The sequence below is a fragment of the Hydrogenophaga sp. genome (assembly GCF_041633695.1).
Classification (GTDB): domain Bacteria; phylum Pseudomonadota; class Gammaproteobacteria; order Burkholderiales; family Burkholderiaceae_C; genus Hydrogenophaga.
The window spans coordinates 1-14,502 of the sequence record NZ_JBFJMY010000065.1 but is presented as its reverse complement, the minus strand read 5'-3'; the positions used below and the strand labels follow the sequence as shown (position 1 = coordinate 14,502).

Sequence of the window (14,502 nt, the reverse complement as noted above, 5' to 3'; positions counted from 1 at the left end):
GCTATTGGCCCGGACTGGCCGACGGCGCTCTGCAGCCCGGCTACGCCGGCATGCGCCCCAAGATCAGCGGCCCCGGTGAACCGGCCGCAGACTTTCTTTTCCAGGGGCCTGAAGCGCACGGTGTGCCGGGTCTGGTCCACCTGTTCGGCATCGAATCGCCGGGGCTGACCAGTTGCCTGGCCATTGGCGAGCACGTGCGCAAGTGCCTGGTCTAACCGCTGTTTCCACGGGGCTCGCGTCAACACGCCCGGGCTGATCGGGCGCTGGCCGTGTGCTGGCCGAGTCTGGGCGAATCGGTCAGCGCGCGGCGTTCGAAGTCCGTTTGGCGTGTTGCTGGATCGCCGTAGCCGCCTCCCGCACCAGGGCCGGGCCTTTGTAAATCAGGCCGGTATAGATTTGCACCACATCGGCACCGGCCTCGACCTTGCTGACCGCGTCGGCACCGCTCAGGATGCCGCCCACGCCGATGATGGGGAAGCTTTTGCCCAGGCTGGTGCGCAAGTGGCGGATGACCCGGTTGCTGGCCTGCAGCACCGGGCCGCCTGAAAGGCCCCCGGCTTCTTCGGCGTGCATTTGCCCGGCCACCGCTTCACGGCTCAGGGTGGTGTTGGTGGCGATCACGCCCATGCTGTTGTTCGCAGCGCCGGCGCTGTCGCAGCCATAGCGCAGCAGGGTGGCTGCGATGACTTCGATTTGTGCGTCGTCGAGGTCGGGTGCGATCTTCAGGAAGATGGGAATCGACTTGCCGGTGTTCTCGGCCAGTGCGCTGCGCCGTTCGGATACCGCTCCCAGAAGCGCGTCCAGCGCCTCGTCGCCTTGCAGGCTGCGCAGATTTTTCGTGTTGGGACTGGAGATGTTGAGCGTGACGTAGTCGGCGTGCGGGTACACCGCCTCCAGGCAGCGGAGGTAGTCGTCGGTGGCGCGCTCGATGGGCGTGGCCGCGTTCTTGCCGATGTTGAGGCCCAGCAGCATGGGGTTGCCCGCGTTGCTTTTGCGAAAGCGGGCTTGCCGAACGTTGGCGACAAAGGCGTCCAAGCCTTCGTTGTTGAAGCCCAGGCGGTTGATCAAGGCATTGGCCGCCGGCAGGCGGAACATGCGCGGTTTGGGGTTGCCCGGCTGGGCCAGCGGTGTGACGGTGCCGACTTCGACAAATCCGAAACCCATGGCGGCCAGGCCGTCGATACAGCGCGCATTCTTGTCCAGTCCGGCGGCCAGGCCCACCCGGTTGGGAAAGTGCAGGCCGGCCAGCGTGACCGGGTCGTGCACCCGTTGCTCGCCATACAAGCAGGTCAGCGGGGAGTGTTGCAGGCGCGCGAGGCTGCCCAGGGTGAGCTCGTGGGCGTGTTCGGGGTCCAGGCCAAAGAGAAACGGGCGCGCAAAGGCGTAGGGCAGCAGGGACATTGGATAATCTGAGGATTGCTTATTCAACCGATTGTCGCAAATGACCCAAGACGAACTCAAAACCCTGGTCGGACAGGCCGCTCTCTCTTACGTGGTGCCCGGCCAGATTGTCGGCGTGGGCACCGGTTCCACCGTCAACAAGTTCATCGACGCGCTGGTGACCATGAAGGACCAGATTCCGGGTGCGGTGTCGAGCTCCGTGGCGTCTACCGAGCGGCTGCAAGCCTTGGGCATCCGGGTGTTTGAGGCCAACGAGGTGGGTGAGCTGGCGGTGTATATCGACGGCGCCGACGAAATCGATGCGGGTGGCCACATGGTCAAAGGCGGCGGAGCGGCGCTGACGCGGGAGAAAATCGTGGCCGCCCAGTCGAAAAGCTTTGTCTGCATCGCCGACGAATCCAAGCTGGTGCAGGTGCTGGGGGCGTTTCCGCTGCCGGTGGAGGTGATTCCCATGGCCAGCGCCCGCTTGCAGCGCCAGTTTGCCGCGCTCGGCGGGCAGGCGCTTGTTCGCATGAAAGACGGGGTGCCGCTGGTGACCGACAACGGCCAATACATTCTGGACGTGACGGGGCTCAAAATCGGCGATGCGCTGGCTTTTGAGAGCCAGGTCAACCAGTGGCCCGGCGTGGTCACGGTGGGGGTGTTTGCGCACCAGAAGGCCAGTGTTTGCCTGCTGGGCACCGCGTCCGGGGTGCGAACGCTGAATTTCTAATCCAGGGCAGCCAGGCCCCGGGGTTTAGAAGCGGATGCCGCTGGGGTTGGCTTGGCCCGGCGTGACCGGCACCGGGGCGGGTGCGCTGGCGTTGCGCTCCTGTGCCTTGGTGGTGCCCGGTGCGTCCGGCGCTTTCACCGCGACCAAGGGTGTGGCCGGTGGGCGCCGGTAGGAGCTGGGCAAAGCGGATTTGCTGGGGTAGTTGGCCGCGTCCAGGAACTGCGTCCACTCGGTGTCCGAATAGCCTTTGATCTGCTGGGCGCCAATGGTCAGAAACGGCAACGAGCTGGCGCCGCTCAGACGCTTCAAGGCCTCGCTGTCTTCGGCCGTTTTGACGAGTTTTTCGCTGTAGGGCACGCCGCGCGCGTTGAGCAGGTTGCGCCCGCTGTTGCAGGGCGCGCAGTCGTCGCTGGTGTAGAGGGTGACCGGGTAACGCGACACCACCTGGCGCAGCTCAAACGGCAACTGGGCGTTGGCGCTGGCCGCCGAGTTGGCGGTGGCACCCCCCACGGGCTGGGTGTCGGCAGACGGTGGTTTGTCGGAGAACGAGACCCGGCCATCGGGGCCCACGATGCGGTAGACACCCTGTGCAAAAACCGGGGCGGCCACGAGCAGGGCCAAAGCGCTCCAGGCGAGTCGGGTAAAGGCAATCTTGTGCATGTGTTCTCCTCGGGCGTCGGTGGCGTGGACGTGATGGAATCTTATCGGCAAAAGTGGCGGCGACTTCAGGCCATGCCCTGGTGTCGCAACAAAGCGTCGATGCTGGGTTCGCGGCCTCGAAAGGCTTTGAACGACTCCATGGCCGGGCGGCTGCCGCCCGCTTCCAGTATGGCTTGCCGGTAGCGGCGACCGGTGTCCACGTCCAGCGGGCTGCCATTGTGGGCCGCTTCCTCGAACGCGGCGTATGCGTCTGCCGAGAGCACTTCGGCCCATTTGTAGCTGTAATAGCCCGCCGCGTAACCGCCGGCAAAAATGTGGCTGAAAGTGTGCGGGCTGCGGCTGTAGGCAGGCGGGCTCAGCAAAGCCACTTCGTCCCGCACCTGTTGTTGCAAGCCCAGGATGGCCTCGCCGTTGGTGGGTGGCGGTGTTTGGCTGTGCAGCAGCATGTCGAACAGCGAAAATTCCACCTGGCGCAGGGTTTGCAGGCCGCTTTGGTAGTTTTTGGCCGCCAGCATCTTGTCGAACAAGGCTTTCGGCAAGGGCTCGCCGGTGTCCACATGGGCCGTCATGTGCTTGAGCACATCCCATTCCCAGCAGAAATTTTCCATGAACTGGCTGGGCAACTCCACCGCATCCCACTCGACACCGCTGATGCCCGACACATCGTGTTCGTTCACCTGCGTGAGCAGGTGGTGCAGGCCGTGCCCGAATTCGTGGAACAGGGTGATGACATCGTCGTGCGTCAGCAGCGGGGGCTGTTGCACGCCGTTGACGGTGAGGCCTTCGCCGAAATTGCAGACCAGGTGGGCCACCGGCGTTTGCAGCGTGGCGTTGTCCGGGCGCAGCCAGCGCGCCCGGGCGTCGTCCATCCAGGCGCCGCCACGTTTGCCGGAGCGGGCCGACGGGTCGAGATAAAACTGGCCGATCAGCACGGTACCGGCGGGGGTGCTGCGCTCTATGCGGTAGAACTCCACGCTGGGGTGCCAGACCGGGGCCTGGTCGCGCCGGATGCCGACCTCGAACAGGGTTTCCACGATTTTGAACAAACCGGCCAATACCTTGGGCGCCGGGAAGTAGGGTTTGATTTCCTGCTCGCTGAAGGCGTAGCGCGCTTCCTTGAGTTTTTCACCCACGTAGGACCAGTCCCAGGCTTTTGGATCGGGCAGTTGCAATGTGCTGGCCGCAAAGGCGCGCAGGTCGGCCAGGTCTTTTTCAGCAAAAGGCCGTGCCTTGGTCGCCAGATCGCGCAGGAAAGCCACGACCTGCTCCGACGATTCGGCCATTTTGGGCACCAGCGACACGTCGGCGTGGTGGCGGTAACCCAGCAGCTGCGCTTCTTCGAAACGCAGGGCCAGCAGTTCGCCCATGACCGCGGAGTTGTCGAACTTCACTGCATCGCCTTCGGCTTGATCGCTGGCGCGCGTGGCATAGGCGTGGTAGAGCTTTTCGCGCAAGGCGCTGCTGTGCGCGAACTGCATCACCGGGAGATAACACGGCATCTTCAGCGTGAGCTTGTGGCCGGTTTTGCCTTCGGTCTGGGCCGCAGCGGCTGTGGCTTGTTGCACGTCGGGTGGCACGCCGGCGAGTTCTTCGGTCGAGACGTAGAGCGCGAACGCATCGGTGGCGTCGAGCGCGTTTTCGCTGAACTTCTGGCCCAGTTCGGCCTGGCGCTCCTGGATTTGGGCAAAACGGGTCCGGGCGGTTCCGGTCAGTTCGGCCCCACCCAGCACAAAGCTGCGAACCGCGTTTTTGTGGGCCTGGGTCTGCTCGGCGTTCAGTGCGGCGGGGTCCATCGCCTTGTACTTGGCGTACAAGCGTTCGTCGGCGCCCAGGCGGGTCCAGAATTCGGTGACCTTGGGCAAGGCGGCGTTGTAGGCGGCCCGCAGTTCGGGGGTGTCGGCCACGCTGTTGAGGTGGTTGACCGCGCCCCAGGCGCGTCCCAGGCGTTCGGTGGCCACATCCAGCGTTCGGGCCATGGCGGCCCATTCGGCGGGGAAGTCGGTGGCCGTGACCTGTTCCAGCGCCGCGTCGGCGGCTTGCATCAGGGTTTCCACGGCGGGCAGCACGTGCGCGGGCGCGATGCTGTCAAACAACGGGAGGTCGGTGAAATCCAGCAACGGATTGGACGTGGGGGAGCTGTCGCGTGGGTTCATGGAGTCTCAGATGTGGTCCAGCCACGTAAGTTCAAGCCCGGCCCTATCCGTTGGGTACCGGGCACGCCGGCTTATTGCGCGGATTTTTTGATGCTCTTTTTCATCACTTTGGCGCGCTTGACCTGGCCGCCGGAGGTGAGGCGCTGGTTGCCCAGCACGCGTACTACCTTCATTTCCGGCCGCTGACCGCCGCGCTTGCTGAATTTGAGCACTTTCACGTCGCGCGGGCCCGGCATGCGCTCCTCGTCAATCGGCTTGATCTTTTCCGGAATCGGGCGCCAGAGCACCAGCAGCTTGCCGATGTGCTGGATAGGGGCCGCATCCAGCTCGTTGGCCAGCGTTTGCAGCATGCCCTCGCGAGCAGCACGGTCGTCGCTGAACACCCGGACCTTGATCAGGCCGTGGGCCTTGAGCGCCGCATCGATTTCTTTTTTGACGGCAGGGCTCAATCCTTCGCCGCCGACGCGGACAAGTGGATCAAGGTGGTGGGCCTCGGCGCGGTGGACTTTGCGCTGGGCGGGGGTGAGTGTGATCTGGGGCATGGGACAATTATCGTTTAACGGCAGAGGCCTGCACATGTGGGTGTCGCCACCAGTTTGAGGCCATTCGCGACATGAAAGTCAAGACCCAGAGCAAGAAGGTCAACAAGGCCTGGCTCAATCAGCATGTCAACGACCCCTATGTGCGGCTGGCCCACAAGGACGGCTACCGCGCGCGCGCAGCCTACAAGCTCAAAGAAATCGACGAAACCCTGGGTTTGATCCGGCCCGGTCAATGCGTGGTCGACCTCGGTTCGACCCCCGGCGCCTGGAGCCAGTATGCCCGGCGCCGAATGAATCCGCAGGGCGCTGCGGTGGGCGAACTCCACGGCCACATTCTGGCCCTGGACCTGTTGCCGATGGAGCCGGTGGAGGGCGTGCACTTCATTCTGGGCGATTTCCGCGAGGCCGCGGTGTTGGCGCAGCTCGAAGCAGCGCTTGCGGAGCGTGGCATCGCGGCGGTGGACGTGGTGGTGTCGGACATGGCCCCGAATCTCTCCGGGATCGAGTCGGCCGATGCTGCGCGTATCGTGGATCTGGTGGAGTTGGCGGTGGATTTTGCTGTGAACCACCTCAAGCCCGAGGGCGCTTTGGTGGTCAAACTGTTCCATGGCAGTGGCTACGACCAACTGGTGGCCTTGTTTCGCAAGACTTTCCTGGTGGCCAAAACCTTCAAGCCCAAGGCGTCTCGCGACCGATCGTCTGAAACCTTTCTGATCGGCATGGGTCTCAAAGCGCATCGGTGAAGTTTTTTGAATGTTGCCGAGCCGATCCGAGCCGATATTTCTCACGGACATGCGCCTGATGGCCATGTCCCGGATCATGGCTTGGGCATATATCCCGTCCCCAGAGCTTGAAAGTCCTAAAATGGGCTCAACATGCCTTACTCAGCCAAAGTTCTAGCCAGGAGCCGCACTTGAACAACCAGTGGTTTTCGAAAATCGCCGTGTGGATGGTCATCGCCATGGTGCTTTTCACCGTCTTCAAACAATTTGACGGTCGTACGTCTGCGAGCGCGGGTTACATCGGCTACTCCGAGTTCCTCGACGAGGTCAAAGGCCAGCGCATCAAGAGCGCCACCATCCAGGAGGGGCAGGGCGGCACCGAGATCGTCGCCGTCACCACCGATGACCGTCGCATCCGCACCACCGCCACCTACCTGGACCGTGGTCTGGTCGGCGACTTGATCAACAACAACATCAAATTCGACGTGCGTCCGCGCGAAGAAAGTTCGCTGCTCATGACCCTGCTGGTGAGCTGGGGTCCCATGTTGCTGCTGATCGGCGTCTGGATTTATTTCATGCGCCAGATGCAAGGTGGCGGCAAAGGCGGTGCTTTCAGTTTCGGCAAGAGCAAGGCGCGTTTGCTCGATGAAAACAACAACACGGTGACCTTTGCGGACGTTGCGGGTTGCGACGAAGCCAAAGAAGAGGTCAAAGAGGTGGTCGACTTCCTGAAAGACCCCTCCAAATTCCAGAAGCTCGGCGGGCGGATTCCGCGCGGCCTGTTGCTGGTAGGCCCACCGGGTACCGGTAAAACCTTGCTGGCCAAAAGCATTGCCGGCGAAGCCAAGGTGCCGTTCTTCAGTATTTCGGGCTCCGACTTTGTCGAGATGTTCGTCGGTGTGGGTGCGTCGCGGGTGTGCGACATGTTCGACAACGCGAAAAAGAATGCGCCCTGCATCATCTTCATCGACGAGATCGATGCGGTTGGTCGCCAACGCGGTGCCGGTTTGGGCGGCGGGAACGACGAGCGCGAACAAACCCTCAACCAGATGCTGGTCGAGATGGACGGTTTCGAGACCAACGTCGGCGTGATCGTGGTGGCGGCCACCAACCGCCCCGACATTCTGGACGCCGCCTTGCTGCGCCCCGGTCGTTTTGACCGCCAGGTGTATGTGACGTTGCCCGATATCCGGGGACGCGAGCAGATCCTCAACGTGCACATGCGCAAGGTGCCGGTGGCTGCCGACGTGAATCCTTCCATCATTGCCCGTGGCACGCCCGGCATGAGTGGCGCTGACCTGGCCAACCTGTGCAACGAAGCCGCGCTGATGGCCGCCCGGCGCAATGCGCGCGTGGTGGAAATGCAGGATTTTGAGAAAGCCAAAGACAAGATCTTCATGGGCCCCGAGCGCAAGAGCATGGTGATGCCCGAGGAAGAGCGTCGCAACACGGCCTACCACGAGTCCGGCCACGCGCTGATTGGCAAGCTGCTGCCCAAATGCGATCCGGTGCACAAGGTCACCATCATCCCGCGCGGCCGAGCGCTGGGTGTGACCATGAGCCTGCCGGCACAAGACCGCTACAGCTACGACAAGGACTACATGCTGAACCAGATCAGCATGTTGTTCGGTGGCCGCATCGCCGAAGAAGTGTTCATGCACCAGATGACCACCGGCGCTTCGAACGATTTTGAACGTGCAACGGGCATTGCCCGCGACATGGTCACCCGCTACGGCATGACGGATGCCTTGGGCCCGATGGTCTACGCCGAAAACGAGGGCGAGGTTTTCCTGGGGCGCTCGGTGACCAAGACCACGAACATGAGCGAGGCCACCATGCAGAAGGTGGACGCCGAGGTGCGCAGCATCATCGACGCCCAGTACAAGCTGGCGCGTGGTCTGATCGAGGAAAACAGCGACAAGATCCACGCCATGGCCAAAGCCTTGCTGGAGTGGGAAACCATCGATGCCGACCAGATCGACGACATCATGGGTGGCAAACCGCCACGCCCGCCCAAGGACTGGACGCCGCGCAACCCTTCGGTGGGTGGCGGCGACAGTGGTGGCACACCAGCGGTCAACACCGACCCTGCACCCACGGCAGCCTGAGCTGCGCACACACCATACGGGGCCTTTGGCCCCGTATTTTTTGGGCTCTCGCTTTTGGAGGCGGCCATGATCTGGCAAACCACCCGTTTTGAGATCGACCTGGGCCGGCCACAGCTCATGGGTATCGTCAACGTCACGCCGGATTCGTTTTCCGACGGTGGGCTGCACGCCGGCACGCGGGCGGCGCTGGCGCAATGCGAGCGCCTGATCCTGGACGGTGCGGACATCCTGGACATCGGGGGCGAATCCACGCGGCCGGGGGCGCCCGCCGTGTCGCTGGACGAAGAGCTGGCGCGGGTGCTGCCGGTGGTGACACAGGCGGTGCAACTGGGGGTGCCGGTTTCGGTCGACACCTACAAACCCGAGGTGATGCGCGCCGTGCTCGATGCCGGGGCGGACATCGTCAACGACATCTGGGCCTTGCGGCAAGGCGACGCCTTGCAGGTGGTGGCGACGCACCCGGGTTGCGGGGTTTGTCTGATGCACATGCACCGCGATCCGCAAACCATGCAGGTGGCGCCGATGGAGGGTGACGTGCTGCCGGCCGTCACCGCGTTTCTGGCGGAGCGGGCTGGCGCGTTGCAGGCGCTGGGCGTGGGGCGGAACCGCATCGTGCTCGACCCTGGCGTGGGTTTTGGCAAGACGGTGGCGCAGAATTTCAGTCTGCTGTCGCGCCAGGCGGTTTTGTTGGACCTGGGCTATCCGGTGTTGGCGGGCTGGTCGCGCAAATCCTCGTTGGGCCAGGTGAGTGGGCACGAGCGACCCACCGATCGGGTGGCGGCCAGTGTGGCCGCTGCTGTGCTGGCCGTGGAACGGGGGGCGCGGGTGGTGCGGGTGCACGACGTGCGCGAAACCGCCGACGCGCTGAAGGTCTGGCGGGCGGCCACGCCGCTTTGAAGGCCCGCACCGGGCGGCGCCGATAATGGCGTGTCGCGGGTCGCCGAGGTGGACGCCCACCACGCCGCCGACCCGACACCCCTCACAGGAGAATTTCCCATGACACGCAAGTACTTTGGCACCGACGGCATCCGTGGCACCGTGGGTGTGGCGCCCATCACCCCCGATTTCGTGCTGCGCCTGGCGCATGCTGTGGGCCGTGTGCTCAAGCGCTCCGAAGCCCGCCCCACGGTGCTGATTGGCAAGGACACCCGCATTTCCGGTTATATGCTGGAGTCGGCGCTGGAGAGCGGATTCAACTCCGCCGGGGTGGACGTGGTGCTGTTGGGGCCGGTGCCCACGCCCGCCGTGGCCTATCTCACGCGTGCCCAGCGCGCCAGCCTGGGGGTGGTGATCAGCGCCAGCCACAACCCCTTCGCCGACAACGGCATCAAATTTTTTGGCTCGCAGGGCAACAAGCTGCCCGACGACTGGGAGCTGGCGGTGGAAGCCGCGCTGGACGAAGCACCGGTGTGGGCGGATTCGGCCAGCCTGGGCAAAACCCGGCGGCTGGACGATGCAGCGGGCCGCTACATCGAGTTCTGCAAAAGCACCTGCTCCCATAACTTGAGCCTGAAGGGTCTCAAGATCGTGATCGACGCGGCCAACGGCGCGGCGTACCACATCGCGCCCGACGTGTTCCACGAGCTCGGGGCCGAGGTGATCCGCATCGGCTGCTCACCCGACGGCCTCAACATCAACCACCAGGTGGGGGCCACGCATCCGCAGGCACTGCTGGACGCGGTCAAGACCCACCAGGCTGACTACGGCATCGCGCTCGATGGCGACGCCGACCGCTTGCAGTTTGTCGACGCCGCAGGGCGTCTGTACAACGGCGACGAGCTGCTGTACCTGCTCGTGTGCGATCGGCTGTCGCGCGACCAAGTGGTGCCGGGCGTGGTGGGCACGCTGATGACCAACAAGGCGGTGGAGGTGGCGCTCAAGGCGCGGGGCGTGCAGTTCGTGCGCGCCAAGGTGGGCGACCGTTATGTGCTGGAAGAACTGAACCGCCACGGCTGGATTCTGGGCGGCGAGGGTTCGGGACATTTGCTGGTGCTGGACCGCCACACCACCGGCGATGGCCTGGTCTCGGCCTTGCAAGTGCTGCACGCCTGTGTGGACAGCGGCAAGACCATGGCCCAGCTGTTGAGCGAGTTGCAACTGTTCCCGCAGGTGCTCATCAATGTGCGCCTGCAAGCCGGCCAGGACTGGCAGACAAATACGGTGTTGCAGCAGGAAATCGCTGCCGTCGAATCCGAGTTGGGCGACGACGGCCGTGTGCTGATCCGCGCCAGTGGCACCGAGCCTTTGCTGCGTGTCATGGTCGAGGCGCGTGGCGCCTTGCAGGCACAAGCCTGCGCCGAGCGTCTGGTATCTGCGGTCAGCGCGGGTGTGGTGGCATGAGCGCACCGGTGGGCACCCCTCTGCAGGTCTTGCAGGCCGATTACGCAAACCCCGATCACGCGGCCGCTCTGGTCATGCTGCTCGATGCCTATGCCTGCGATCCAGCGGGTGGCGGGCAGGCTTTGTCGGCTTTTGCCCGGGCCCATGTGGTGAGCGGCCTGGCCGCGCGGCCCCAGGCTTATAGCGTGCTGGCGTTTGCCGGCGAAGCGCCGGTGGGTCTGGTCAACTGCATCGAAGGCTTTTCCACCTTCGCGGCGCGTCCGCTGGTGAACGTGCACGACGTGGCGGTGCTGGCCAGCCACAGGGGGCGTGGCGTGGCGGCCCGCATGCTGGCCTTGGCGGAATCGATTGCGCGCCAGCGTGGCGCGGTGAAGCTGACGCTGGAGGTTTTGTCCGGCAACGCCAAGGCCTTCGAGCTGTACCAACGCCTGGGTTTTGCGGGTTACCAGCTGGACCCCGCCATGGGCTCCGCGCAGTTCATGCAGAAACTGTTGCCCGCAGCGCCGGTACAGGCTTGACGGTCTGGTGATGCGAGCAGACCGCGCTCGCACACCGTTTTCAGTACAGCAGAAACGGCGCGCGTTCGGCCTCCCAGGCCATCTCGTCCAGGCAGGCCAGCTCGTCCAGGACGTCGGGTGAGGCCGCCGGGTCGTCCACCCATTCGCGCAGGCCGGGGCCGCCGTTGATCAGATCGATCGCCAGGCGGTCGTTCTCGTACTCGTAGGCAAAGTCGCGCCACAAGGGGTATTGGGGGGCCTGCATGCGCAGTGCCCGGAACGCCAGCGCTTGCAAACGCCAGGGCTTGAAACTGTCGTGCCCGTAGTGCTGTGGGTCTTCCACATGGATTTGCACCCCGTTGCACAGCTGCCCCGCGTGTTTGTGGAAGGTGGGCTCGAACCAGCATTCGCGCAGCACGCAGCCTTGCAACCACTGCGGGGCGGTGGCGCGCATGTCGGCGATCAGGCGGCGCGCATCGAGATCGGGCGCGCCGAACAACTCCAGCGGGCGTGTGGTGCCCCGGCCTTCCGACCAGGTCGTGCCTTCGAGCATCACCGTGCCGGCATAGGCCCGTGCCATGGACAGGTTGGGCGCGTTCGGGCTGGGGTTGATCCAGCTGCGTTCGTTCAGCGGCCAGCCAAAACCGGGGGCGCTTTCGGGTTGCCAGTCTTCCATGGTGACCACTTGGTAGTCCAGCTGCAGGCCCAGCGTGTCGATGAACCAGTGACCCAGTTCGCCCATGGTCATGCCGTGGCGCATGGGCATGGGCCCGGCGCCCACAAAGCTCTCCCAGCCCGGTTGCAGGCTCAGCCCTTCCACCGGGCGGCCTGCGGGGTTGGGGCGGTCCAGCACCCAGACCGCTTTGCCGTGCGCCGCAGCGGCTTCGAGCAGGTAGCGCAAGGTGGTGATGAAGGTGTAGATGCGGCAGCCCAGGTCTTGCAGGTCCACCAGCAGCACGTCGAAGCTGTCCATCATGGCGTCGGTGGGGCGGCGCACCGTGCCGTACAGGCTGAACACCGGTATGCCGAGCACCGGATCGAGAAAGTCGGGCGACTCGACCATGTTGTCTTGCTTGTCGCCGCGCAAACCGTGCTGAGGTCCGAAGGCCGCCGTGATGCGCAGTTCGGGCAGGGCGGCCAGGGCGTCCAGCGAGTGGTTCAGTTCACGGGTGAGCGAGGCCGGGTGGGCGAGCAGGGCGACGCGTTGCCCGATCAGGGGGGCGCGCAGTGCGGGGTCTTGCAGCAAACGGTCGAGTCCGAATTTCATGCGGTGCTGGCCCGTGCGGGCGTGGGTGAAAAAGGGTGGGGAGCGCGCAGCGAAAAACCGCTGCGGTGGTGAAAATCTGGGCCGGCCGTGGGGTGTTGCAGCGCCCAGTAGCTGAGCTGCCCTTGCTGGTCTTCAAGCACGGCGCTCAGGCCGATCTGCAGCGCGGTGGCGCTGTTCAGCGGCAAGGCAGAGGCCGGCAGTTCTACGGCTAGCCACAGCTTGTGCGCGTCGGACCGGCAGCGCACTTGCAGACTGGGGAGCGTTCCCGTTGCTTCTGCTGCGGCATCGCGCAGGCGTTCGCCGCTGAAGCGGTAAGCCGCCCACTGCCCCGAAGGCGAGAAGTTGAATTCGCGGTAGGCGGTTTCGCCGACCGTGGACACAAAGGCTTCCAGGCAGGTGTGCTGCCACAAACCGTCGGCCATGCCGGGCGGCTGGGGCGCGGGCAGGCGCAGTTGTTCCAGCGGGCCTTGCAGGTGGTATTCGAGCAAGAGCGAAGGCGCAACGGCGCTGTTGCCCACCGACAGCCGAACAGACACGGACAGCCCGGCGGGGCCGGGCGTGGCCGGGTGGGCTTGGAGCGCCAGCGGGCCAATGGGGTAGTGGCTGGCTGTTGCCGAGGGCGGCGGCGGGGTATGGGATGTCACAGGCGCCTATTCTGGCAGGAGCCGGGCTCGGCGCCTGCCAAAAAAGGCGCACAACCAGGCTCAAGTTGGCTGGGTGTCGAACCAATGGCGGGTGCGGTTCACGAACGCGACCAAGGTGAGCATCACCGGCACTTCCACCAGCACACCGACCACCGTGGCCAGCGCCGCGCCCGAATGCAGGCCAAACAAGGAAATCGTCACCGCCACCGCGAGTTCAAAGAAGTTGGAGGTGCCGATCAGACAGGCCGGCGCTGCGATGTTGTGCGGCAGCTTCAACCAGCGGGCGCCCGCATAGCCAATGGCGAAAATGCCGTAGGTCTGGATCAGCAAGGGCACGGCGATCAGAGCGATCACCAAGGGGTTGGCGACGATGGTTTCGGCCTGGAAACCGAACAGCAACAGCACCGTGCTGATCAAGCCCACCACCGACCAGGGTTTGAGCTTGGACACCAGGCGGTGAACCGCGGCTTCGCCACCGCGCCGGCGCAACAGCTGGCGCGTGGCGATACCCGCCGCCAGCGGCAAGACCACGTACAGCACGGTGGAGAGCAACAAGGTTTGCCAGGGCACGGTGAGGTCGGTCACGCCGAGCAGAAACGCCGCTATGGGGGCAAACGCAAACACCATGATGAGGTCGTTCACCGACACCTGTACCAGGGTGTAGTTGGGGTCGCCCTTGGTGAGCTGGCTCCAGACAAAGACCATGGCGGTGCAGGGCGCCACGCCCAGCAAGATCATGCCGGCGATGTATTCGTTGGCCGACTGCGGGTCCACCCACGGTGCAAACAGCAGCTTGAAAAACAGCACACCCAATGCCGCCATGGTGAAAGGTTTGATCAGCCAGTTGATGACCACGGTGAGCAAAAGACCTTGCGGCTTTTTGCGCACGTCGCGCACGGCGGCGAAGTCGATCTGGATCATCATGGGATAAATCATGATCCAGATCAGCACCGCCACGACGAGGTTGACGTGGGCGATTTCCAGCGCCGCGATGGCCGCGAAGGTGGGCGGGCTCAGCAGGCCCAGGCCGACGCCGACCAGAATGGCCAGACCGACCCAGACCGAGAGGTAGCGTTCAAAAAGTCCCATGAAATGGTGTTCCGGTGTAGAGATCGGTCAAGGCTTTTGCGCCAGAGCGCGGGCCTCTTGTTGCAGCAGCAGACGGTCGAGACCGGCCAGAGGCAGGTTGACCAGCAGCTCCGTGCGGCGGTGGATCGCCAGCAGGGTTTGTTTGAAGGCTCGCAGTTTTTCCTCGTCGGAGCCGGTGGCGTTCGACGGATCGGCATAACCCCAGTGCGCGGTGGCGGGATGGCCAGGCCAGAAAGGGCAGGCCTCGCCAGCGGCGTTGTCGCACACGGTGATGACCAGATCCATGTGCGGGGCGTCGGGCAGGGCGAACACGTCCCAGCTCTTGCTGTACAGGCCGGTGGTGTTTATGCCCGCGTCTTGCAGCGCG

The 14,502-nt window shown here is 64.4% G+C and carries 14 protein-coding genes and 1 pseudogene; 7 read left to right on the top strand and 8 right to left on the bottom strand.

Annotated features, from left to right (window positions below; all coding sequences use genetic code 11):
* Positions 1 to 215 (top strand): annotated as a pseudogene (locus tag ABYB95_RS06125) (FAD-dependent oxidoreductase); the annotation flags it as partial.
* An 82-nt stretch (positions 216 to 297) separates the two neighbouring features.
* Here ABYB95_RS06125 and ABYB95_RS06120 read toward each other — a convergent pair.
* Positions 298 to 1,401, bottom strand: coding sequence for a quinone-dependent dihydroorotate dehydrogenase (locus ABYB95_RS06120; protein ID WP_372657580.1), 1,104 nt, complete (start codon positions 1,399 to 1,401; stop codon positions 298 to 300).
* A 40-nt stretch (positions 1,402 to 1,441) separates the two neighbouring features.
* On the opposite strand from ABYB95_RS06120, the gene rpiA reads away from it, so the two are divergent.
* Positions 1,442 to 2,113 carry a ribose-5-phosphate isomerase RpiA gene (gene rpiA, locus ABYB95_RS06115; RefSeq protein ID WP_372657579.1) on the top strand — a complete coding sequence of 224 codons (672 nt, stop codon included), beginning with the start codon at positions 1,442 to 1,444 and terminating at the stop codon, positions 2,111 to 2,113.
* A gap of 24 nt (positions 2,114 to 2,137) precedes the next feature.
* On the opposite strand, the gene ABYB95_RS06110 is transcribed toward rpiA, so the two are convergent.
* From ABYB95_RS06110 to ABYB95_RS06100, 3 genes are all read right to left on the bottom strand, one after another.
* Complete coding sequence (locus ABYB95_RS06110) at positions 2,138 to 2,773, bottom strand: DUF4124 domain-containing protein (protein WP_372657578.1); 636 nt, start codon at positions 2,771 to 2,773, stop codon at positions 2,138 to 2,140.
* Positions 2,774 to 2,838: 65 nt separating this feature from the next.
* Positions 2,839 to 4,926: a M3 family metallopeptidase gene (locus ABYB95_RS06105; RefSeq protein ID WP_372657577.1), complete on the bottom strand. Its 2,088-nt coding sequence runs from the start codon at positions 4,924 to 4,926 to the stop codon at positions 2,839 to 2,841.
* A 71-nt stretch (positions 4,927 to 4,997) separates the two neighbouring features.
* The gene (locus ABYB95_RS06100; RefSeq protein WP_372657576.1) at positions 4,998 to 5,468 is read right to left on the bottom strand and encodes a YhbY family RNA-binding protein; all 471 of its coding nucleotides are present in this window, start codon (positions 5,466 to 5,468) and stop codon (positions 4,998 to 5,000) included.
* 71 nt (positions 5,469 to 5,539) lie between these two features.
* Between ABYB95_RS06100 and ABYB95_RS06095 the strand changes: the two genes are divergently transcribed.
* The 5 genes from ABYB95_RS06095 to ABYB95_RS06075 all read left to right on the top strand — a co-directional run bounded on the left by ABYB95_RS06095 (position 5,540) and on the right by ABYB95_RS06075 (position 11,156).
* Positions 5,540 to 6,211, top strand: coding sequence for an RlmE family RNA methyltransferase (locus ABYB95_RS06095; protein ID WP_372657575.1), 672 nt, complete (start codon positions 5,540 to 5,542; stop codon positions 6,209 to 6,211).
* Positions 6,212 to 6,381: 170 nt separating this feature from the next.
* Entirely contained in the window at positions 6,382 to 8,298 is a 1,917-nt protein-coding gene (ftsH, locus tag ABYB95_RS06090) for an ATP-dependent zinc metalloprotease FtsH (RefSeq protein WP_372657574.1), read from the top strand.
* Between the two features lie 66 nt (positions 8,299 to 8,364).
* Positions 8,365 to 9,195 carry a dihydropteroate synthase gene (folP, locus tag ABYB95_RS06085; RefSeq protein ID WP_372657573.1) on the top strand — a complete coding sequence of 277 codons (831 nt, stop codon included), beginning with the start codon at positions 8,365 to 8,367 and terminating at the stop codon, positions 9,193 to 9,195.
* A gap of 99 nt (positions 9,196 to 9,294) precedes the next feature.
* Complete coding sequence (gene glmM, locus ABYB95_RS06080; protein ID WP_372657572.1) at positions 9,295 to 10,638, top strand: phosphoglucosamine mutase; 1,344 nt, start codon at positions 9,295 to 9,297, stop codon at positions 10,636 to 10,638.
* On the top strand, positions 10,635 to 11,156 hold the full coding sequence (locus ABYB95_RS06075) for a GNAT family N-acetyltransferase (protein ID WP_372657570.1): 522 nt from the start codon (positions 10,635 to 10,637) through the stop codon (positions 11,154 to 11,156). Before glmM ends, ABYB95_RS06075 begins: the two co-directional genes overlap by 4 nt.
* 40 nt (positions 11,157 to 11,196) lie before the next feature.
* On the opposite strand, the gene ABYB95_RS06070 is transcribed toward ABYB95_RS06075, so the two are convergent.
* The 4 genes from ABYB95_RS06070 to ABYB95_RS06055 all read right to left on the bottom strand — a co-directional run.
* Positions 11,197 to 12,402 carry an exo-beta-N-acetylmuramidase NamZ domain-containing protein gene (locus ABYB95_RS06070; protein ID WP_372657569.1) on the bottom strand — a complete coding sequence of 402 codons (1,206 nt, stop codon included), beginning with the start codon at positions 12,400 to 12,402 and terminating at the stop codon, positions 11,197 to 11,199.
* Positions 12,399 to 13,046, bottom strand: coding sequence for a DOMON-like domain-containing protein (locus ABYB95_RS06065; RefSeq protein WP_372657568.1), 648 nt, complete (start codon positions 13,044 to 13,046; stop codon positions 12,399 to 12,401). The genes ABYB95_RS06070 and ABYB95_RS06065 overlap by 4 nt, the downstream gene beginning before the upstream one ends.
* Positions 13,047 to 13,106: 60 nt before the next feature.
* Positions 13,107 to 14,135: an ACR3 family arsenite efflux transporter gene (gene arsB, locus ABYB95_RS06060; RefSeq protein WP_372657566.1), complete on the bottom strand. Its 1,029-nt coding sequence runs from the start codon at positions 14,133 to 14,135 to the stop codon at positions 13,107 to 13,109.
* A 27-nt stretch (positions 14,136 to 14,162) separates the two neighbouring features.
* A partial coding sequence (locus tag ABYB95_RS06055) for an arsenate reductase ArsC (protein ID WP_372657565.1) occupies positions 14,163 to 14,502 on the bottom strand: 340 nt, incomplete at its 5' end.